Below are 22151 nucleotides of genomic sequence, written 5' to 3' on the forward strand. Positions count from 1 at the left end.
CCCAGAGGTATTGGCAATTTCTTGAGCTGTGGTTGTCACCTCGTTGGTGGAGGCTAATTGTTCGGTCATGGTTGCTTCTAATTGCTTACCAGAGGCAGCAATTTGGGTAGTGGAGCTAGTCATTTGGATACCAGACTGTTGCACCTTATAGATTAATGAATTGAGGTTTTCAGTCATGGTCTGCAAGGCACCAAGTACTTGTCCAATCTCATCTTGATCTTTAGAGACTTCAATTGCCTGGGTTAAATCCCCAGCAGAGAGCCTTTCTGTTGCTCCTAGCAATCTAGTTATCTTGCTTCGTAGGGGCAAAGTAACCCATATACCCATAAGGATAGTCAGTATTATCGATAATGTAGTGCCAACCAAAACCACATTCATTAGCCAGCGCTGTTGTTCCTGGAATTGTCTGACCCCTTCCCTCATGAGAGCTTCTGCCCGTTGGATCATCTGCACCCTGTTATTATCAACATTTTCAGCATTAATTGACTTAACTAAAGCAGTAGCTTCGGTAATCTTGCCTGAATCTACAAGTCGGAAAACCTGTTGAGATAGTTGATGTATTTTCTCCCCTTCTGCAATGTAATTATCCAAAAGTTGTCGTTGTATAGTGTCTTGAGTTTGCTCCTTGAGCGCTGAACTATATTGACGAAAATTTTGATAGCCCTCTTGATAGGATTGCTTATAACTTACCTCTGCAGGAGAAATAACATAGGCTCGGACACTCCGCACCATTTTCGTAAGCCCATGAGCGATCAGGTTGACTTCTATTGGACAGCCTCTCTGTCCTAGGGTTGAAGAAGTGGTCGCAATTTGAGATTCAAATTCAAACGTTCTCATCGCGCTTGAATAAACAATTGCTCCTAATCCAATCATACAAATAATCGGAATTGAAGAGCCTAAAAAAATTCGGTGATTAATTTTTGTAAACATCTCGATATACTCTATAATTTATACTGGTTGACTTGGAAATTATAAAATCTAAATTATTTTCGTCCATCGTAAAAAAATCATATGAATTATATCATGTTCCTTACATTGCCCATACTAAAAAATATATCAAGTCCGGTTAATTACTTATAAACTAGTTTCAATGATATATAGTTTAAACCTATAATTTAGGATTGCCATGACGGAGCAAATATAATTGTAGGGTCTCGCTTCCGATCCTACTACTCGGCTTTTCTAAACTTGGAAAACCGAAACTTCTGTTTGTAATCCTTGGGCAGTATCATCCAATCGTTCCAGAGCATTATTCGTATCTCTTAGAGAGTCAGCCGTTTGTTGTGATGCTTCGCTTAATTGAACCATCGCCTCGCTGATTTGTTGAGCACTTTCCGATTGGTTTTCCACACGTTTATTTGCCATCTCAAACTGGGGAGTCAGGCTCTGCACTTGCTCAATTACTTTAGCAATTTGTTCACTAATCTTGCCGACATTTTCTACACTAGTACTGACATCTTTGCTAAATTTATCCATTTCCATCACCCCAGTTGACACCGCTGATTGCATCTCTTTTACCATGGTCTCAATTTCTAAGGTAGCTACTGCCGTTTGGTCTGCCAGCCGCCGAATTTCCCGAGCCACAACCGCAAATCCAGCCCCATACTCTCCCGCTTTCTCCGCTTCAATGGCAGCGTTGAGGGATAGTAAATTAGTCTGATCGGCTACTTTAGTAATAGTGGTGACAACGCTACTGATATTATTGGCTTTTTCATTCATCACCCCCAGTTTGGTAGAAATAGAACTAGTAGCATTGGCTAAGTGACGCATGGTATTTTCCATACGCATCAGGTCTTGTTGACCATGGCTAGCGCTATCAGCAGTAATTTGAGACAGCTGAGCGACTTGCTCCATAGTTTTCACTAATTGCCCAGAGGTATTGGCAATTTCTTGAGCTGTGGTTGTCACCTCGTTGGTGGAGGCTAATTGTTCGGTCATGGTTGCTTCTAATTGCTTACCAGAGGCAGCAATTTGGGTAGTGGAGCTAGTCATTTGGATCCCAGACTGTTGCACCTTATAGATCAATGAATTGAGGTTTTCAGTCATCTTTTTCAGAGATGCCAGTAATTGTCCAATCTCATCCGTTGAGGTAATTTCCACCTTGGTACTCAGATTACCAGCGGAAACCTCTTCTGCTAGATCTACTGCTTTGTTTAAGGAATTAACAATATCGCGGGTGACAAAAATTCCAAAACCTAGAGTAGCCCCAATGATTAAAATGAAAGCAATCAGTACGATTTTGATTGTACGTTGTTGGTCTTCTTTAGCAATATTCGCATAGTTTTGAGATAATGTAATGGCTTGCCGCAAGAGACTCCTCATTTCTGCTTTAAGTTCTTCTCGGGACTCTTGCATCCGTTCTGCCGCCAATTCAGCTTGTTCAGGTTGATTGCTAACAATTAACCTAAACGCTTGCTGAGATTGATCACCATAACGATCATGCATTGTGTTATATGAATCTAATTCAGATTTCAAATCTGACCAGCCTTCTTTTTGCTCTTTACTTAACGCTTTTTGGATTTCACGTTTGACGATGTTATCAACTTTTATAAGAGCGTCATGCACTAATCCATCCCGTCGGTTGAACTCCGCTCTCGCTTGAGTAAAAATGTTTCTGGCACTGGCGCTTTCTGTATATCGGTAATTAAATCGAAACGCCCGTTCAAAATTAACCCCCTGAGCAAGTTGACTTTCTTGCATTTCCGTCATGTGCTGGATTAGGGGGAGATCCTCTTCAGCTATCTTACCGATTTCATTCGCTAACTTTGACAGTCCTATCCAGCTAATTCCCCCCCCTAAAAGTATGGTCAAACCAGAGAAGATTAGTAGACCTAGTAGTTTAGTTGCAATTTTCATTTAATTCCAGATAGCCCCCGTTGCTATTAACTCTTCAGGTTTTGTAGTCGTTTAATTCGCTGTCGGATTACTGTAGCTTTAGCCAGCTCCCCACGATTTTCTTGAAGTAAAGCCAGATGAAAGAGTGCTTCGTAGGAATTCGGTTTCAGGTAAACCGCTTTCTGGAAGCATTGCTCAGCCTGCTCGTCATTGCCCAAGCCCTGATGGACTTCTCCGAGTAATACATAAGCCTCAGCACTAGTCAAATTTTGACTTAGGTAAGTTTGGCACAGTGTAGCCGCTTGCTCCAAACTTCCTTGATTGGCTAATCTCCTGGCTTTTTCAAGCAAGGATTCTTGTCCCTTTTCAAGCTCCCTTTGTAAACAGGACTGTTTGATTGCTTTAGACTGTCGATTAACCAGGGCAGAAGGGGAAGATGATGTTGTTTGGTCTTCCTGGTTTTGCCCCTTGTGCTTTTCCTGTATTGGATACAGAGAATGGATCAGCGTCACTGGGGACTTATGAGTCGGGAGTGACGATGAGGTTTCCCAATTTCTCCTGCGCCCCTGTTGAGAGTCCCTGGTCTGGCCTTCTCCAAGATGTTTCACCTTCTGATAGGCAAAAGCAAAGGGATAGCGAACGGACACAAATCGATTGGTAGTTATTACTCCTGTTTCAGCAGACCCCACAAACAGCAAACCTTTAGGCATTAATAAGCGATCTAAGAGTTCTATAGCACGGAAGCGGGCAGATTTATCTAAATAAATCAATAAATTGCGGCAGAATATAATGTCATAGTTGCTCTGAGGCTTGCCCAAGGGCTCTAGGATGTTACCATGCTTGAAATTAACCGTATTCCGCACCAACTGACATAATTCATAAACATCTGCTGTTTGCTTAAAATAGCGTTTTCGTTGCTGTAGCTGGTTGCCCCGAAAGGAATTCCTGCTGTAGAGAGCACGTCGAGCTTTGCGCAATGCTTCCTTGTTGATATCAATGGCATCGACCCGAAACTGATTAGGAGTCAAACCCGCATCCAGCAAGGTCATAGCAATGGAGTAAGGTTCTTCTCCAGTAGAACAGGGTATACTTAACACCCGCAGGATGGGGTGGTTGGGTTTGGGCAACCACTCAGATATGACGTAACGACTCAGAAACGCAAAGGGTTTTCTGTCCCGGAAAAACCAAGTCTCTAGGACAACGACCGTTTCAATCAGTGCTTCGAGTTCTTGAGGTGAGGTTTGCAGTTGCTGCAGATACGTTTGCTGATCCGGTAAGCCACAAGCCAATCTTCTGGTTTCTATCGCTCTAGCAATCTGTCTAGACCCAATAGTACTGCCATCCAAACCGATTTTCTTTCTCAGCAAAGCCTCGATAGTCGCCTGAATCATTACTATTAGTTCTTAGTTGTTAGTTAGTTGGTAGTTTTTGATTTTCTGCTCCAGTCATGCCTAGGACTATTATTTCCTGGTAAAATCCGGCATGTACTAGCAAAACCTGTAAGGGAGTAGCCAAAAAATAAAATACCAGATTTTAGCTTGTAGGGTGGGCAAAAACATTTTGGTTCAAATGAGTCTTATAGATAAGATAACTTTGCCCACCCTACTTTAATTGGTATTTTTTTTACATGCAAGTCCCTAAGTGTATCCATCTTTTCGGTGTATTGCTGATATATCTTGAGATTTGCAACTTTTGTAGCCCTTGGTTCCTAGCGGGGTGAATCCAAAGCTTCCTTTGCTTCTAGGGGTAACTTTGCCTATTCCTAGTTTTTTATGCTTGGCTATGTCCCCAGTAACAAGCGCCTTTGATTGGTTTCAATGGGTTGTGTCTGATGGGGTAACCGTATTTGTTAAGTGCTGCTTTCTGTCTTCCTCCGGGTCCCTTGCAAGTGACTAACAGGGGTTGAGAGGTTCTCAAGACCAAGGTCTCAATATCCCCAACACAAGCGGCATCAATCCAGTGCTGCTTAGGCAGTCCTAGTTTCGTCCGGTTGTATTTGGTTTGCGCTCCCGTTCCTGTGACCACAAGCTTGATTGATCGAAGTACCTTCACTAACTTGTTGCGAGTCGTATTCACCGCTGCTGCATCCGGTAATGGTTGCTTGGCTTTAGTTTTGATTTTCTGAAGTAAATTTGGTTTCTTTTTCAGAAAATCTTCTATAGATTTATTACCTTTCCGTTGATTACATTTTTCACAGGCTAAGCAGAGATTACTTACTCGTTCGCGTAGCGTCGGCTTTGCCGAATTACTTCCCCCTTTAGATTTTGGGTGAATATGTTCAATTTGTAACGGGATGGACTGCTTGCCACAATAGGTGCATTCTCTTCCCCATTTCTCTAGCAAGTACTCTCTAACTTCATAGCCAGCTAGCTCTCCTTGCTGGTACTGAATGCCATTAATTTCAGGGTTTGGCATTTTTTGAGTGTCAAACTTAACTCTTTCGACCCAAATCTCATTGACCGGGCAAAATTTTATCAATCGTTTTACCCAAGTATGAATAGTCAAAATCCTGTGTTCTAAACTAGGTGGGAGCCAGCCGTCTTTTCGTCTACGGTTAAGGAATCTTGGTTTTCTGTAACGGGTGTGACGATTACGTCTTCCGCGCCTTACAGCCTTTCTATACTCTAGTTTTTTCTTGATCAATTCTCCTCTGTGCTCTAATTCCATTCCCCAGATCACCTGATTGTTTTGGACTAAGGCAAATCCAGTTGTATTGCTACCAGGATCAATTTTAATGTGACATGGTAATACCACTGGATTATAGATCGCAGTTTTTAATATGATCGTGAAGGGATACATCCTAAAAACCGCCGCCTTACCTTTGTCTAGTAACCGACGAGCCTTCTTTGGGGAAATCGGGTTTAGTGGTCGTTTGTTTGTGTCAATAACAAGTACGTAATTTTGCATTGTTAAATGCCTCAAAACTGGTAATGTTTTCCTTGACAAGGTTGTAATGGCTTGTTGGGCTAACTACACATTTGCCTTTGTTTTAATAGTTAGCGATAGAGCCGGGAGCTGGAGGTCACTCCCGGGTATCATGACCAAAACAACGTAGGAACAAATCGCACCTTAGTCTGCATCCTAGCTGACAGTTCCCGGAGATTACCGGGAATTGCCTAGGCTTTGGCTAGGAGGTAATAAGTATATCTGTTGGGACTCCGATAACAAATACTCTAGCCGGATTCGTTGGATCATGCCTTTTTCATCCATAATCATTTCTCCTAAATAAGGAGCGTCATTCATTTGAACTCCGGCATCGACCAACTCAGTATCTGGTTTCTTTAAGGTTTCTGTGATTCGTTCTGACATCAAACCGAAGCAGTAATGAGTATTATTCTTAGCAACGTAATTGACCATTATAATCCGCGTGCTTAAGTGGGAGCGGCTGGGAGTACCTTGAATTAAATGGCACAGATCGATGACTGGCACAATTGCACCTCGGTAGTTAAACAAACCAGCCACATAGTCAGGAGCTTGGTGTATTTTTCGGAGGCTGACTCTGGGAATTACCTCCACGACCTGAGAACTATCCAGGGCATAAAGGTCATTTCCTACATAAAAAATCAACATTAACATCGGTTAATTGGTGGGAATTTATATAACGATCTTGCTAAGAGTATTGTTTTTAAGTGATAGGGGATAGTCTTTTCTTCTTTATTTAACATCATTGAGCCTCTAAATTTCTGAGTGCTCAAACCCCTAATTAGCTTTTCTGAACTAGATTATGAAGTAAATGTGAAATAATGGTCAAAATGTGAAAATAATCTGCTATTTCTGAAAAAGTTATGAAAAAGTTATGAAAAAAATGTGAACTAAACCAGCCTAATACTTCCCCATCTACCTTAGTATCGCTCCTAGGTAGAGTGTCTATACTTGTGTCCAAAATATGATCTAGGCGCAAAGAAAGCATTTGTACTGGGATATGTCCCTCAAATTAGCGAGTTTTTCTACCCATGCTTCCGTTGGACTTGGAGCAAGCAGATCGACCCTAGCCTTCTACACGCAATTACCCTCAGAATTCAAGACCTTCACTCTTAGTTCACGCTTCTAGGGGCTATAACTATTGCGTTGCAATGGTTTCAGGAGTTCGCCATCGTTTGCCCCCTCTTACCTGAAATCCATATCTGTCAAGGGATTTGAGCACTTAAGATTTACTTTATAAATTAGCTCTTACTCACATCTTGCACCATTCTCAATCAGCTTGGTTCATGTAGGGTGGGCAGTGCACCAGACAGATAATGAAGCTTGCAAAGCGCGTTGGTAGGCACTGCCCACCCTAAGATTAATCACTTTATAAATTAGCTCTTAAGTGCTTTAATTATATTAAACTTAACAGCTGATAGCTGATAGCTGATAGCTGATAGCTGATAGCTGATAGCTGACAATTTGATTGACTAATAAATAACTGAATTATGAAGTTGGTTTTTGAATGGCTGAGCAAAGTCTGGAACATCGTCTTAAAGGTGTTTACCACCAAGCTGTTTCAGCTGGGCACCCAAGAGTTGTCTCTGATTATGATAGTCCAACTCATAGTGATGGCTATCGTTACCTTATATATATCTCGTAAACTTCAGGACGTGATTAAGCGTCGGGTGCTAACTCGCTTCGGGTTAGATCGTGGGACTCGCGAAGCATTGTCCTCCCTGATCGGCTATGTTCTAACTGTCTTAGGATTTTTGATTGTTCTGCAAACGGCTGGGATTAACCTCAGTTCCCTGACTGTTTTTGCAGGGGCAATGGGTATTGGTTTAGGCTTCGGACTTCAGAATTTAACCGCCAACTTTATCAGTGGTCTGGCGATTCTGTTTGAAAAACCAATTAAGGTGGGAGACTATGTCAAAGTTGATGACCTGTCAGGAACTGTAGAAAAAATCTCGATTCGCTCCACCACTATCCGCACCAATGATGGGGTGTTTGTTATTGTTCCAAATACTAGTTTCCTGGAAAACAATGTGGTTAACTGGAGTTATGAAGACCCCAGAGCTCGGCTCAGAATTCCTGTTGACGTTCCCGATGAAAGCGATCCAGTCATCGTGACAGAAGTACTGTTAGAAGCGGCTCGCAAAGAACCAGAAGTTTTACCATCTCCTGCTCCTGAAGTATATTTTAAAGGGTTTGGAGACGGCATGGATTTTGAACTCTTAGTATGGATCGACAATCCCCCAAATATGGAATCAATTCAGAGTAGTTTGTATTATCTGATAGAAGAGCAACTTCGTGAGCAGGGAATCGAGCACGCCGAGCCTCAGAGAGACCTGTATATCCGAAATCTGAAGGACTTAGAATTTCTGCTACAAAAACCTCAACAAACTGGTGCTGGTAACGGCTCATATTCTCAGGAAGAATCCCTTTCTAACAAAGCTGTACCCGCTGCCAAAAAAAACAAAGTAAAAGCAAACTCTAGAGGAAAATTGACCCTGCGAGATCTCTTGCGGAAGGTGAGTTACTTTGAAAAGTGTAGCGATAGCGATCTACGACATATAATTCAGCAAGGATATCGTCAAATGCTCAAAGCAGGGGATATAATCTGTGAAGAAAACGACCCAGGGGATTCATTTTATATTATTCTATCTGGCTTAGTTGAAGTTTTTGTGGAATCGATCGGAAAACGGGTTGCCACCCGCAAGCCAGGGGAATTTATTGGAGAGATGTCTTTGCTTCTGGGTACCCCCCGTACGGCTACCCTTCGCGCCCTAGAAGACACGATTCTGTTTGTGGTAGACCGGGAAAATTTAAAGAGTCTTTTAGCAAAGCACAAAGATTTAGCTGACCAAATTTCCGAAGAATTATTCACACGTAAGGAGACCCTAGAGCAATTAGGAATAAAGGTAGGTGGAACACAGGAAAAACAGACTGGTACCAATCAGATTCGCCAACGCCTTCAATCGCTCTTTGGGATTTGACAGGGTTGTTGGAATTGATTTTACAGCTGGGTTTCCAAGTTTGGGTGCATCTAGCTTTTGCAGAAAAAATTATATAGCGCTTTTTATCCTCATGAGGTACACATATTTTTTTACCTCTTCCCTGTTCCCTGTTCCCTGTTCCCTGTTCCCTCTTCCGAAGTCCCTGCTCCGAACGCGCCCCGCGTGGCCTACGGCCTCAGTCCCTGCTCCCTAAAACCAAAAAAATTGTACCTTACTAGATTAAAAACCGCTATAACACCCTTGAGGTAAGCATTAACAAAGTCGAAGTTTTCCTTGGGGTTCATGGTTTCTGAAAGGGTAGTGAAAGAGCGAATATCTGAGAACATGATCGCCATTTCTTTACTGACGTGATTCCCCAGCTCTACATCAAGAATAGTTTCTTTTTTAAGAAAGTTAAGATATTCAAAGGGAACAAATCGGCTATAGGACGTATTGGTTTTTTCTAATTGCTGGTGAGCTTCTCGCAAGAGTTTATGTTGTTTTTATAATTCCCGATAGGACTGTTTAGGTTGGTGGTGAAATTTTCATTCAAACTCCGACCCTCAGTCTGGATAATGGGGCAGTGATCACTGCTAAAAGTCAGAGTGATGCTTCAGCTGGTGAAATTAGCTTAGATGTGGACACCCTAGCATTAACCAATGGTGCTCAGATTTTTACCTCTAGCTTCAAGGGTGGTGATGCCGGTAGTATAGCAGAAGTCAAAAGTCAGAAGTCATTTGTCAGAAGTCAAACTCTTGCGCTTACAAAGGGTGTGAGACTTTTGTCATGTCCTAACTGCCCTGGCGACTGCTATATTACTATCAATGCTTCTGAAAACATCACTCTCTCTGGTATTGACCCTACCTACAACAAGCGATTAGCGAGAGTTGGACGAAACAGGATTGACCCAGATGGGCCAGCTAGTGCGATCGCATCTCAGGCAACCCAAACAGGCAAAGCGGGTTCTCTTAACCTGAATACCAAGACATTTAGCGCTAGCGGACGCGCATTGGTAACAGTGAGCAGTAAAGGTACCGGTGTTGCTGGAACCTTGAACATCTCTGCTGATACCATCCAACTCGACAATGGTTTCCTCAATGCTGAAACCTCTGCTGGAGACCAAGGGAATATTACCCTCTCTAATGCCAAACTAATTTTCTTACGCAACAACAGTGAGATAACGACTAATGCCAGGGATACTGCTACTGGTGGCAATATCACTATTACTACTGATTTTTTACTGACATCAAAGGGTAGTAAAATCAGTGCCAATGCTATTTTAGGACGTGGGGGAAATATCACGATTTCGGCCATTGGAATTTTTAGCGATCGCACTAGTAAGATTACCGCTTCTTCCCAACTTGGTATTGATGGCAGCGTTACTCTCAATACTCCAGAGGTTAACCCCGCCCAAGCCTTAGACAAGCTACCTGTAGATGTAGTAGATACCAGCAATCAAATCATCACCGATTGTGCAGCAAACAGCGGCAATAGTTTTTTAGTTACCGGAAAAGGAGGAATCCCCGCTAACCCAGCTGGGGTGTTGCGGGGTCAAGTGGTGGTACCGGATTTGCGGCTGATGGTTGATCAAAGCAGTACACAATTAAGCAATAGGAGAAGAAGCCGGAGTTGGAGGAGAAGGAAATTAGGGTATAACAGCCCAGATCAGGCACAACCAATGACTAAAAAGAAATCACCTATCATTGAAGCCCAAGGATGGATAATTAATCAGCAGGGCATTGTGGAGTTAGTTCCTTATCCTGCCCAAGGTAACTATAGTAGTTGGAATAGTAGTTGGAATTATCCATGTTTTAGGAAGTAGGGAGTAGGGAGTCGGGAGTCGGGAGTCGGGAGTCGGGAGTCGGGAGTCGGGAGTCGGGTGAAGAGTGTGGCAAGTGTGGAGAGGGTAACTTCAGTGTACAAAAACTAACTATAGCGAGCTTTTATCATAGCTATGAGGTACACATAATTTTTTACCTATTGCCTATTGCCTATTGCCTATTGCCTCTCCTCACCAAAACTTTTTCAGCAAGCCCTAACTAGAGAGAAATGCTTCCACCTCAGCTAATGTAGGTTGAGCTGCGATCGCACCAGGCTTGAGAGTGGTCAGTGCGCCTACTGCACTGGCATAGGTAACCACATCTTTGGCAACGGTTGGATCACTCAGACTAGACCGGTCACGGTGGCAAAGTTGATAAATAATGCCACCAGTAAAGCCATCTCCGGCACCGGTTGTATCCTGCACTGCTACAGAAAATGCTGGTAACTTCCCTTCGTTTCCTCCCAGATAGTAGGCGCAGCCTCGTTCCCCGGCTGTGACTAATACCCCTTTGACCTTATCCAGCCGTTGTGCGATCGCTTTTGGATCAGCAGTGCCAAACAAAAACTCTCCCTCCTCATCAGTCAGTTTCAGGAAGTCTGCTTGCTGGATCATGTCTTGAATAATTTCAATGGCTGTGTTGGCATCATTCCAAAAGACCGGTCGCCAGTTCACATCTATAAATATAGAGACCTGGTGTTGTTGTGCTAACTTAACTGCTTGGTTAATTGCTGCCTTACTGTCGGGATAGGCTAATTCCAGAGTCCCCAATACCAAAAACTTAGCTTCCTTAAATAGTTCAGTAGGCAAGTGATCGGCTTGAAGTCGTGTATCAGCGAATTCTGTGGTGTCGATATCACCAAATCCAGCAAAACTGCGATCGCCTGACGCATCTCGCACCACATAGACGATCCGTGTGGGAGCTGTACCATGACGCTGTACTCCCGTGCCATCGACACCAACGTCCTTTAACAACTCTACCAGTGTGTCTCCTGGCTGATCTTGACCAATACAACCGATAAATGCAGTGGGTATACCCAGCTTTACTAAAGCACAAGCAGTATTCGCTGGTGCGCCACCGGGATAGTCTGTCCAAGACTCCACCTGTTCTAGGGGTTTTCCTGGCTGATTAGACAAACGGTCAAACAACATTTCACCAGCACAGATCACCTGGGGACTTGTCATGAGGCTATTCCTTACCTACCAAACGTAATTGAACGGTGATTCGGGCAGTCTCGCCCATCTTCTCACAAGGAAGTGGCGCGCAAGTATTTCACCCAAACTGACATCAAATTATACTGTAGCTTTATTATTATCTACTGACTAATTAACATAATCGGACTTATTGGTATTTTAAATTATCTATATCCGCAATAGTTTTAAGCAATAGTTTTAACTCTGGTGGGAAGTAGTTCTATTAGTTGAAATGGCAGCAATCAGAGTTATTGGTATTTAATTTTTACCTCTAATTCCCTTTGAAATTCACTTTTTATTGTTTGTGATTTTGTCGATAAAAATAACAGGAAGTTAAAGACTGACTGCAATGGTAAGGTGTGATTCGTTCGTTGGGCAAAGTACGCTATTTGTACTCGTAAATAAAGACGATAAAAATCGATTAATTCAGCGTTTTTATGAACGGAACAGCTAAAAGCGATTGGCCGTAGGCGGGGCACTATACATTACTGGCTTGCAGTGATCATTGATTTTCCTGTCGTCTCTTGTTAACTTTTTGAGGCGACAAAGATAACAAAAGCCATATTTGCCGATGACGATAAAATAGGTATACTTATTAATAAGCGATCGCATTCCCCGTCAATGGTGCGATCGCTAAGTGGAGGATTACTCCAGTTCAATGTCATATTCATTCTAACCATGGAAAATAAGCAATACGTAACTCACTGTCCTTTCTACATTGGGGACATTAAGGCTGATGGTTTCAAGACGGAGTCTGGAGATTACTTGATGTCTCAGACTGGTTCTGCTGAAACCATCGGAGAAGATGAATCTTACGCCCGGCGTTTTTTGCGCTCAAAAGCCTTCAAAGATATATGGGGCAAGGGTTTTACGCCCGGCACTTTTGAGGTTTTAAACCCAGAGCAACTAAAAGGGCAGACTCGTATCAGTGGATGGCCTCCGGTCATAGTTGGGCTTTACTGGCATAGTCGTGGAAACAAAGGCAACAAAAGGGCTTTTGCATTGACTAACGGATTGATCATAGATGCATTAGAGGAAAGGATTCGTGAAGCTTTCGGTGATACGACTACAATCACCGAAAGAAATGAAAAGCTTTCTGAATACGTAAGTTTCTTAGAAGCTGAGAACACCGATCTAAGAAACAATAGCGAATGCTGGCAGTATATCAACCAGGAACTAAATCAGCAATTGGAAGACCTCTGTGAAGGCATGGCTGAACCAGACCATCTAGAGGCAGAAAATGCTCGCCTATTACGAATACTGCGAGAACATGGAATCAATCCCTATTCCCCGCAGAACTACATTTAATCAATCACATCCTACCATTGCACTCCACACCCCGGCAGTCGCTGGGGCAAGTCATTGGTACAGCGATCGCGGTAAGGAAAAAACCTTACCACCCAGTCCCAACAAGGCTACATAAAACCCAACAAAGGTAGTGGCTAACCCCGACTACTTCCTGAGTTCCAATGATGGGTAGGTGACCCAACCGAGTCACCTACCCAGTACCAACGACAGACAGCGACCAATCGGTCGCTTAACCTAGTTCCACTTTCAGGCTGTAGTCCCAACGGACGACCTACCCACTTCCAACACAAGAACAAATAAAGCCCAACTAATATTAAGTGTCGTTATCTTTTCGTTATTTCCTAACAGTAGGAAAACAGATAATGATTTGACGTCTTAATTCCGTTAATCGGATTTATTGGTATTTCTTTTTTGCTTCTAATTCCCTTTGAAATTAACTTTTTGTTATTTTTTATTTTGTCGGTAAAAATAACAGGAAGTTAAAGACTGACCGTAATAGGAAGTAGTTCCGCTGTCGGAATTATGTCAACGGAACAGAGTCGAGTTCTGTAAGTAGAAGTAGTGTCGATGGGCTAATTTTGGGAAAGCGTCTTGAGTCATCCAAGCTAGATGTAATCGCATTACTCATTCGGGCTGTTGCCCTAAGGTTGTTTTCTGATATAGCAGACAAAGTGGTCTCAGAGCAAAGGGTGTTGTAGATAGTAGCTACACCTTTTACAGGACTTATACAAAAACCTTAGGTGAAATATAAAGTCACTTCCTCTAACATTACGCCTAATCCGAATTACAACCCTTATCCAGCAAAATGTCAGTAAATTGAAAAACTAAGGCTCTTCCGTACTTGTTATGCTAAATTAACACTTTGCCAAAGGGAGCAGGGAGCAGGGAGCAGGGAGCAGGAGGAAGAGGCAGTATTCAGAAAATTTTATTGTTAAATAGCCTCATAACCCTTGTATAGTAAAGGTTTCGGTGTTTTTTAACTATAAATTTAGCATAGTAGGTACTGAAGAACCAAAACTAAAAAATGATGAAAACCCAATCTCGACAAATGAATTGGTCTTCATCGTTTTTTTGCAGCTAATATGATATTTTACATCATTTTGTCAATTTAATAGAAATAACATTTGCAACCACATCGCTAATATAACAGCGAAGGATATCTGCAAGCATAACGATATCATACAGGTGCAAGTAATGTTGTGGATAACCATGCACACAACATATTGAATTCCGATGAACTAGCATTTCGCAAAATTTCGCTTTATCATCAATACCCAATAGTGGAAAAAGGAGAGGAAAAACCTCTAAAATCCGTTTGAGCAATTCTTCATCCACAATTTCACTAGGGCGACCAATTAGGGATAATGCTGTTGAACTAAATCTGACAGTCACCTATCCGACTTAGTTCAACAGTTCTAGTCCCGATTGCATGGTTGGAGGATGGTGACTAAAATCGGCTTATGGTAGAACTTTTATTTGTGCACACCCCCTTTCTATTTTGATAGTAGAGCAAGGCTTCTATCGTCATTACCCCAAGGCGTTGCCCAAACTTGAGGATCTTCTAGGAATTGAGTTAGCTTATCGTTAGTTAATTTATCTTCTCGAATTTCATTGAAAAAATCACTAATCGCACCTGCGATCTTCTTTCCATCTGTACTCACTAACTTCTCAGCTGTGCCGTCTGTAAACGCAGCTACTCCAGTTATATTACGACTAGTTACAAAGCCGTAGTGGATATTTTTACTTCTGATATTTTCGGTAACAAAATTAGTTCTATTTTCAAATTCGCCTTTCCCAATAGGACCAACTAATTGGAGTGATTGGTTCTTTTCTATAACGATAAATCCATCTCCAACTTTTAACCAAAACAACCGTTGTTTGCCTAATACAGCAACAAGCAATGTACATTTTAATGAATCTATTGGATACCCTTCTTCCTGCGAAAGTTTCTTTAAAGATGAAATAGCTTCTTTGATAAATCCATGAGCATAGTTTACTGTATCATCAGATTCCGTAAATTCCTCTTGATCGAGTAATTTCCTTTGAATAGCCTCTATATTTTTAGATTTTATAGCTGCGCGTAAATGCTTGGTGACTTCTTGGGAGCCGAGATGTGAATTAGGTGCGCTACCAGCACCATCAGCAACCAAAATGGCTGGTCTTGGATCGAGCACAGCTATAGCAGCATCTTGACAAGGGGTAGGAGGATCATCTTTAAGGTGTGAACGTCCGACTGCTTTGCCATAAACTTTCTTCCAATTAACCAGCTCAGCATCTGTAGACGTTTCCGATGAATCGGAAACTTTGCTTATTTCCTTAGCAGCAGCCTTAGAGTCTAACTCGTCACTTTGATCTTCTTCACTCAATTCTTCTGTCTCTTCCTGAATACTCAAAGCCATAGAACTAGATTCTGAGGCTACAGTTTCTTCTAGATTTTCATCCTCGTTCGAGTTTTCAACATTCTCTGTCTCCCTTGCGTAAAGTTCGAGCTCATCGTCTGAAGTATTTTTGTCATCAGATTCTTCATTATTATCTTCATTAGCCAAATCTTCTACTGCCATATATCCTTGATAGCCTTCAGACTTGATCTCCTTAATATTAATTTCAAAATATTTATTTAAAGGCGATTTGATTTCATCATGCTTTTGTTCTTTAATAAAATCACGGTGAATTTCTATGTCATCGATAAGTTCATTCAGGGCATCTTTATGTTCTAACTGTTCCTGGAATTCGATCAAATCATCCAAGCTGATGTAGTAGTAATGCCCAAAAGACTTTCTAGTTCTTGCAGTATTTGAGGATGTTATTGCTTGGGCAGCAATTAAGTTAGACGAATGTTTATGTAATAAACTACTAAACTCTTCGTCATTAAACGGAATAGATTTAGATTTGCTTTTACTTTTGTTCATAACTATTTGCCATGAATCTAAAATTTGAGTAATGATCCTAGAGATGAAGCAGTTAGAGCAATGAAACATAGGACTTGATAATTGTAAAAAATGGTGTTGCTCGTTTGCTTGTTCAGTTTATACGATATTTATATTTGAATATTTTCCCAACCTCTTGTCGAAGGTACATCAATGTAATCAACACCTGGAGTGGAAAGGCTAACTTGTGCCATGCTGGCGGAAAGCCATTTGAAGAAGTCCCGGAATCTATATCCATCAAGCCTTTTGGGTGGACGGTTGGATGGACAAGCCAGTGCAAGTTTTCTCAAATTGCAATGATCTCCAATACCAATACCAAAGACTAAAAACTTGTCGCTTTCACCCAGTCGCCTCAGTTGATTCGCTGCTTGTGGATAAACCATGTCATCAGTGGGTTCACCATCAGTCATGATTACGATCCAGGGTTGGTAATATGGAACACCATTTGCTTTGTACTCTTGTTTTCGAGCCTCTAAGACTTTAATAGCTCTGAGGATTGCAGAGCCCATAGATGTTGCACCACTAGCTGTGAATACAGGTGTATTCACTTTAGAAATAGATTGAATTGGAATAAGTTCAGTTACGGTAGTCCCAAACGTGATAACTCCTAGTTCCACAGCAAAACAGGCAAAGTCATCTAGGCAAACTTCTTCAATAAACTGGTTAACACCTTTGTTTAACTGTTCAATCGGGTCACCGTGCATACTGTAGCTAACATCTAACAGCAACATACATGCGCAACGCGCTGATGGATTTTCAATCAGGTCATAGTTATAGTTGTTAGCGGCCATTTCATACTCCTTGTTTTTACACTGTGTTTTTGGGTTAACTATTAGTTCGATGAAGATCTAGACTGACTACTTTTATCTTGGCTATACTTAGGATGAGAGGGACGTATTTCTTTAGTGTTGTGGCCTTCATCCATTGCCCAATAGTACCTTTTTAGTACTCTTTCCCACTCTGTAATAGATGCTCGATTAGAAGGATCATTTACACCATTTTTTAAAGTTCGGATAAAAAGACTTTTAACGTTAAACGTTAGATGGCTCCAGATGGTATACCAAGGGCCAGATGGTAATGCACCTTCTTGACCTGGGGCAGGATTACCTTTTCCATATGGAAAATTACCCTTCCTCAAATTTTCAATAGGGTTTCCACCTCCTATCTGACTGTAAGGATGTAAACCTAGCATAAAACATTGAAACATCAAAATAGCTATTGAGAACAAGTCACTCTCAACAGTTCTAGTCACACTTGAAAAGTCCTGGCCATGATGCTCAATTGGTGTCATTTCAGGTCTTCCAACTGGACACCGGAATATCTTTGACCTACTAGTTACCTGATAGCTATCAGTATCAATCAGATATGTCTTATAAGTTTTAGGATCTGCTAGTACATTTCCCAAATTAACATCCCCAATATAAATTCCTCTCTCATGAAGCTTTTTAGTAGTTTTCAAAAAATTAAGCAATATTTTAACTATGCCAGTTCTATCAATACTAGGGAAGCTTTTAGGATAGAGCATTGCATGTGCAAGTTTACTCAAAGGTTCTCCCTGAGCTCTTTTCATCGCATACCCAACCCACTTACCTTGGTGATCAAAAACTTCTATTTGTGGCCAAGTTAAATAAGGCTCTTTAATAAGATCCGACATTTTTATTTGAGTAGTTATTTTTTCTCTCAACTCTTTTCCTTCTTTTTGGAGCTTATTTGGAGCAAAAACTTTAACCACGATGTTAGGATTTTCATGAAGAATAAAGACGTTACCCTGTCCACCACTGCCAATCTGTGTACCTAGTTTTCTCGGCTGTCTATTCGCATCATAAACAATAGAATTTGACATTTTTAAAATCACATTAACGACTTGGTCAAGATATTTAACTTCAAGAAAATTGTTATAATTATTACCCTAAATTTCTAAGGTACATTTCACATATTTAATTTCTAAGTAATCAGAGTAAAAATGATATATAAAATTATAGCTATTATAACAAAACCAATAATTTTACTGCAACCAGGACTAGATGATGACGATATTTAGGACATTCCCACCGATATCCTAGTGTTGCACTTTTATGGAAATGAATATCTCTACCGCAGTCACACTTTCCAGCTAAATGAGGCATTTGAATCGGGTGCATCTCACTTTTGCAATTAGACAAAAATTCTAATAAAATTACCACACTGCCTACACTACCCACTCTGCCTAAAATCCCCACGCTTCCGAAACTTACGGCACTTCCCTTCTTTTTTACAAAGATGAGATGCACCCTTTGAATCTCCATCTAAAAGTTTTGCTTTATAAATCTTGGCGGGAAAAAAGAGTTGTCATAACCCTAAATCCATCCCAAATTAACCCATTAACTGCGCCTAAGGGGGACGTACCGCTTGGTAGATGTCCCTCAGGTGCTTCTTTTGTGAAATTTAGTTCTCGCCAATACAACCATTTTCCTCCTTTTCTCCATTTAACGTAATCACCAAACTTTGTATAGTTTTTACCAAGTTTGTTATAAATACGCTTTTGAATACTAAAACCAAACCTTCCATCACTATAACTTACCCAAAGACGATCAATGGTACGTAGGTCTGTAGAGGGTATTTTAGCAATATTTTCATCATTAAGCCAACCGATGCTTTCTTGTCCAGCAGCCTTTAACATTACTTGGCCTGTTTCCTTATCAGCCTCTTGCCACATCCCTCTTGCTAGTAAATATTGGAGCTTAGTGTAATCAATTCCTTTTTTTGTAAGTAAATCAATCTTGGGTTTTGAGCTTTTTGATGGTAATTTTTCTTTGGACTTAATTTCTGAACTTTTTGTCGCAGGGAATTTCTTCGGTGAAGAAGTTATAGTTTGCTGTGGTACAATTGCTTTTTCAATTAAGTTTATATCTTCATCCCTGAGTCTCAGAGCTTGCTGTAAACGCTTCAATTGTTTACGAGTTTTATGATCAAGTGGATAATTATTTTTTATGGTTTTTTCAAAAACTTCCCGATAATGACTTATTTTTTCTTTTCGCAGTCGATAAGGTTCAAGAACTTCATCTTCAATTGTTTTTGCGTGTCTGTTGGATAAACCAAGATTTTTTCTGATATGATTTAATGCTTGACGATTAATAAACTGAAGCTCTCCATTATCCTCACGAGCAATTACTTCAACTTCTTTGCGATACTTCAGCCTAATATCTTCTTTGGGTGATAGAGCTAAAAAAATACGAGATTTATCCGAATAAAAAGAGTATAATTGCGGTGTCATGCAAGGAGATACTTCTAGCACTTTTTCCTTAGCATACTCGTGTAACTCATCTACCGAAATTTTACCATCCCCATCCAAATCACCCGCTCCTGTTTTCAATCCTTCAACTAAGTAACGGCTATAAACTGATAGCTCTGAACCTTCTTGTTCAAAAGAATATTCAAGGGTATTGGAAGAGGTGAGAATAGCTCGTCCTCTACCACCTAATTGCCCAAGATCCACAGTTTCATCACCTTTCATTCTCATTCCCTTGGGAAAGGCTCCACTAAAGCAACAATCCAGAATCACTATTTGTCGCTTACAGAAGCTATTTTCCATTTCAGTACGCACATCATTGGAGGAAAGAGCAGTAGGCGGTATCAACTTTCCTTTTTGTTTGCGAGTATCAGACGTTGCAAAGTAAAGATTACCCTTTTCATCCTTGATACCATGACCGGAGAAATAGAATAGGACTAAATCATCTCGGTGGCGGTTGGCAAACAAATGGTAAATAGCTTCAGCTATTTGTTGCTTATCTGGATTTAATAATAGGGTGACATCTGCTTCATTAAAACCGCCTATTTTTGGAGTTTGCAATACCAACTTCATTGCCTTAGCATCTTTGGTAGCACTAGGCAATGGACTTAGCTCTGATCTATATTTACTAATTCCAACTAACAGTGCTATTTTTTTTGCCATCTGTAGCTCCTTATTCTCCAATAAAGTCCTGCGCAGCTTTTATTGCTGCCAACAACTCGGCTTGATTACTGGCTTTGACTGTTAGACTTTTACCATTAGCTGTGACTTTCAATTCAATTACTTTCCCCCGCAATCGATCACTCATAAATCTCATCAGAGACTTGAAATTTTTTAGATTGACCTCAGCTGTCAACACCCCCAATAAAAATCCTCCTAAACTTTTTGTGTGTTTTTCCAGATTTTCTATTGGTGCAAGACGTGCATCTTCTACTTCAACCTCTTGTTTAATATCTTCCAGGAGATATTGTGTTTCCTCTTGCAGTCTTTCATCTTCCAAAAGTTTATCCGAAAGTGTTAACTTGACCAGAACGATTGACATAGGACTTACTCTTATAAGTTTTCTTTCAAAAATACTCAGCTTAAGGCTTTGGAAGTGAGCCGCTCCGGGAGCATGTCACTTATGCAGAACATTTGTATATTAGCTATAGCCCCCTCATGGGTTTAAGCTTGCTCTGATGCTAAATAGTTCATCTGTTCTGCCACTTTGATCTACTCCCAATTTGATCGGAACTTGGAAGACACGGGGATTCTAGTATTTGTAAGGCATGGGTTTTACCTTTTACTGTAATAAATTTCAATCAATACATTTATAGAATGATCTAACCCGGCTTGGCAGTACCCTTGAGGGTACCTTTTCAGCAGTTGGTCATTGTCTTGATGCAATAGCGAGTGGGGGGAACCCCCTTTGGCTGCTTAGGTGCGCTTTCCGTAGGCGAATTAAATTCGCCACGGGTCGCACCTCTGCATCGCTATGATGGTATAACCTTCAGGGGTGACAACCAGGCTAAAAATGCTTTGGGGTAAGCTTTTCAGCCATGCTATTCCAAAAAAGATTGGGTCGATTGACAGGTTAATTAACGCCCCTATTTGCGATGGCCAAGTCTAGAAACCTAATTTTTTCGTTGGTCAAGTTCAATTGCTATGGGTTACGCTGGGGACATCTTATCAAAGGCAAGCCAACTGAAACCCTTGCTAAACAGAGCTTACAGGCTAATTTTCACCCCCTCAGTGGCATAACTTAGCCGTGATTATCGGTTAAGGTCGAAATTAAAAGGGAGCATTTCACTTATGCAGAGCATTTGTAGTAAAGCTATAGCCCAAATACAGCGATTTGCAATTTAGTGATGTAATACCAAATCCGTTTGTCAAAACCCCTTTATAAAAATTGACCAAATCTTTGTATGCCAAGAATCTATGGCTATGCAGATAAGGGGGGTGTGGGAACAGGATTTGGTATAATAAGATACTTTACCCTGAGATTATGAGTTATAGTGTTTAGCTGACTAATCTTATAACTTTCACTAATCATTATTCTTGATTTAGTTAGATAAAGTCGTGATATAAATCACATAAACTGGTGAAGTTAATTACTGCATTCAGTGACTGGATGTTCTGAGGTGAATTAGCCCAGCTTCTATGTGTTCTTTATTCCCATGGTGCTTAACCTCATAAGGACAGGGTTCACTACTGTTATGTGCGATGCCCTAATCCAACCCTATTCCGGGCATTCTTCTCGACAGTCATTGGAAGTGTGTTCAAGACTGAGTATAGGGTTCGCTCAAGCGTCTTTATGACCAAGTAATGGTGAAGTGCCTTGAAGGGGGATTATCGGTATTTCAGTTCGCCTATAAACGCAATAGTTTTAAGCAATAGTTTCACAGCTAGTAGAAAACTTGATGCAGGTAAAACTCTCTGGGACAAAGCTAAGCCTATCCTTCTTAAAGTGGCAGATTGGTTCGGTGCTGCTGCTGCTTCACACATTATAGGTTTGTAGAAGTGACTGCGATCGCGCCTATAAGCCTACAAACGAAAAGCGTTGCCTAGAGGGGCTTTAACAGTGCGGGGGCGGAACAAAATGATACACGTATTAGTAGATTCACAATTGGCCGACGAAATCCCTGAAGCTACTGATAATAAAGGTTTATAGCGGTTGTCGTCCGGCTACAACTAGGGTAGAATGAATACGATAAGCGACCGCAGCTGTTTTTGTGCGAAAGGGCTGCGATCGCTGAAAAAGTGAACCGAAATGTAACAAGATCGTAACATGTTGACACTCCCCACGATTAGAAATCGGGGGATTCTCGGTTCAGCGAGCCAACTTGCTCAACCAGGTCGGAACCAGGAAGAGTAGAGGTCGAGTCTCCCCGAGCGTTGATATAAGTTCCGGTGTGCCC

The 22151-nt window shown here is 41.2% G+C and carries 16 protein-coding genes and 1 pseudogene; 3 read left to right on the forward strand and 14 right to left on the reverse strand.

Annotated elements, in window-relative coordinates; genetic code table 11:
• From F6K20_RS02545 to F6K20_RS02565, 5 genes and pseudogenes are all read right to left on the reverse strand, one after another.
• Nucleotides 1-930 (reverse strand): HAMP domain-containing protein (locus F6K20_RS02545; RefSeq protein WP_287293574.1); only part of this gene is annotated, 930 nt, incomplete at its 3' end.
• A 252-nt stretch (nucleotides 931-1182) separates the two neighbouring features.
• Complete coding sequence (locus F6K20_RS02550) at nucleotides 1183-2856, reverse strand: methyl-accepting chemotaxis protein (protein ID WP_287293577.1); 1674 nt, start codon at nucleotides 2854-2856, stop codon at nucleotides 1183-1185.
• A gap of 26 nt (nucleotides 2857-2882) precedes the next feature.
• Nucleotides 2883-4226, reverse strand: coding sequence for a CheR family methyltransferase (locus F6K20_RS02555; RefSeq protein ID WP_287266728.1), 1344 nt, complete (start codon nucleotides 4224-4226; stop codon nucleotides 2883-2885).
• A gap of 246 nt (nucleotides 4227-4472) precedes the next feature.
• Nucleotides 4473-5742: pseudogene (gene iscB / locus F6K20_RS02560) on the reverse strand (RNA-guided endonuclease IscB).
• 195 nt (nucleotides 5743-5937) lie between these two features.
• Entirely contained in the window at nucleotides 5938-6411 is a 474-nt protein-coding gene (locus F6K20_RS02565; protein WP_044494127.1) for a chemotaxis protein CheW, read from the reverse strand.
• An 836-nt stretch (nucleotides 6412-7247) separates the two neighbouring features.
• On the opposite strand from F6K20_RS02565, the gene F6K20_RS02570 reads away from it, so the two are divergent.
• Nucleotides 7248-8738 carry a mechanosensitive ion channel domain-containing protein gene (locus tag F6K20_RS02570; protein WP_287266723.1) on the forward strand — a complete coding sequence of 497 codons (1491 nt, stop codon included), beginning with the start codon at nucleotides 7248-7250 and terminating at the stop codon, nucleotides 8736-8738.
• Nucleotides 8739-8926: 188 nt separating this feature from the next.
• On the opposite strand, the gene F6K20_RS02575 is transcribed toward F6K20_RS02570, so the two are convergent.
• Nucleotides 8927-9226 (reverse strand): adenylate cyclase, encoded by a 300-nt coding sequence (locus tag F6K20_RS02575; RefSeq protein ID WP_008187535.1) that lies wholly within the window; start codon nucleotides 9224-9226, stop codon nucleotides 8927-8929.
• A 95-nt stretch (nucleotides 9227-9321) separates the two neighbouring features.
• Here F6K20_RS02575 and F6K20_RS02580 point away from each other — a divergent pair, with 95 nt between their 5' ends.
• Nucleotides 9322-10560, forward strand: a complete 1239-nt coding sequence (locus F6K20_RS02580; protein WP_287293579.1) for a hypothetical protein — start codon at nucleotides 9322-9324, stop codon at nucleotides 10558-10560.
• Here F6K20_RS02580 and F6K20_RS02585 read toward each other — a convergent pair.
• The gene (locus tag F6K20_RS02585) at nucleotides 10539-10661 is read right to left on the reverse strand and encodes a hypothetical protein (RefSeq protein WP_287266721.1); all 123 of its coding nucleotides are present in this window, start codon (nucleotides 10659-10661) and stop codon (nucleotides 10539-10541) included. The two genes, F6K20_RS02580 and F6K20_RS02585, sit on opposite strands and share 22 nt — an antisense overlap.
• A gap of 112 nt (nucleotides 10662-10773) precedes the next feature.
• Nucleotides 10774-11742 (reverse strand): carbohydrate kinase family protein, encoded by a 969-nt coding sequence (locus tag F6K20_RS02590; RefSeq protein WP_287293582.1) that lies wholly within the window; start codon nucleotides 11740-11742, stop codon nucleotides 10774-10776.
• Nucleotides 11743-12372: 630 nt separating this feature from the next.
• On the opposite strand from F6K20_RS02590, the gene F6K20_RS02595 reads away from it, so the two are divergent.
• A complete protein-coding gene (locus F6K20_RS02595) occupies nucleotides 12373-13059 on the forward strand; it encodes a hypothetical protein (RefSeq protein ID WP_287293585.1) in 687 nt (228 codons plus the stop codon).
• A 1095-nt stretch (nucleotides 13060-14154) separates the two neighbouring features.
• Here the strand turns inward: F6K20_RS02595 and F6K20_RS02600 are convergent.
• From F6K20_RS02600 to F6K20_RS02625, 6 genes are all read right to left on the reverse strand, one after another.
• Nucleotides 14155-14451 carry a hypothetical protein gene (locus F6K20_RS02600; protein WP_287293587.1) on the reverse strand — a complete coding sequence of 99 codons (297 nt, stop codon included), beginning with the start codon at nucleotides 14449-14451 and terminating at the stop codon, nucleotides 14155-14157.
• 101 nt (nucleotides 14452-14552) lie between these two features.
• Nucleotides 14553-15968 (reverse strand): PP2C family serine/threonine-protein phosphatase, encoded by a 1416-nt coding sequence (locus F6K20_RS02605; RefSeq protein ID WP_287293590.1) that lies wholly within the window; start codon nucleotides 15966-15968, stop codon nucleotides 14553-14555.
• A gap of 128 nt (nucleotides 15969-16096) precedes the next feature.
• Nucleotides 16097-16777 carry a vWA domain-containing protein gene (locus F6K20_RS02610; protein ID WP_287293593.1) on the reverse strand — a complete coding sequence of 227 codons (681 nt, stop codon included), beginning with the start codon at nucleotides 16775-16777 and terminating at the stop codon, nucleotides 16097-16099.
• A 41-nt stretch (nucleotides 16778-16818) separates the two neighbouring features.
• Nucleotides 16819-17829 (reverse strand): hypothetical protein, encoded by a 1011-nt coding sequence (locus F6K20_RS02615; protein WP_287293594.1) that lies wholly within the window; start codon nucleotides 17827-17829, stop codon nucleotides 16819-16821.
• 456 nt (nucleotides 17830-18285) lie between these two features.
• Nucleotides 18286-19917 carry a caspase, EACC1-associated type gene (locus tag F6K20_RS02620; RefSeq protein WP_287293596.1) on the reverse strand — a complete coding sequence of 544 codons (1632 nt, stop codon included), beginning with the start codon at nucleotides 19915-19917 and terminating at the stop codon, nucleotides 18286-18288.
• A 10-nt stretch (nucleotides 19918-19927) separates the two neighbouring features.
• On the reverse strand, nucleotides 19928-20296 hold the full coding sequence (locus F6K20_RS02625) for a hypothetical protein (RefSeq protein WP_287293598.1): 369 nt from the start codon (nucleotides 20294-20296) through the stop codon (nucleotides 19928-19930).
• Nucleotides 20297-22151: the final 1855 nt, after the last annotated feature.

The organism is Moorena sp. SIO2C4 (genome assembly GCF_010672485.1).
GTDB classification, from domain to species: domain Bacteria; phylum Cyanobacteriota; class Cyanobacteriia; order Cyanobacteriales; family Coleofasciculaceae; genus Moorena; species Moorena producens.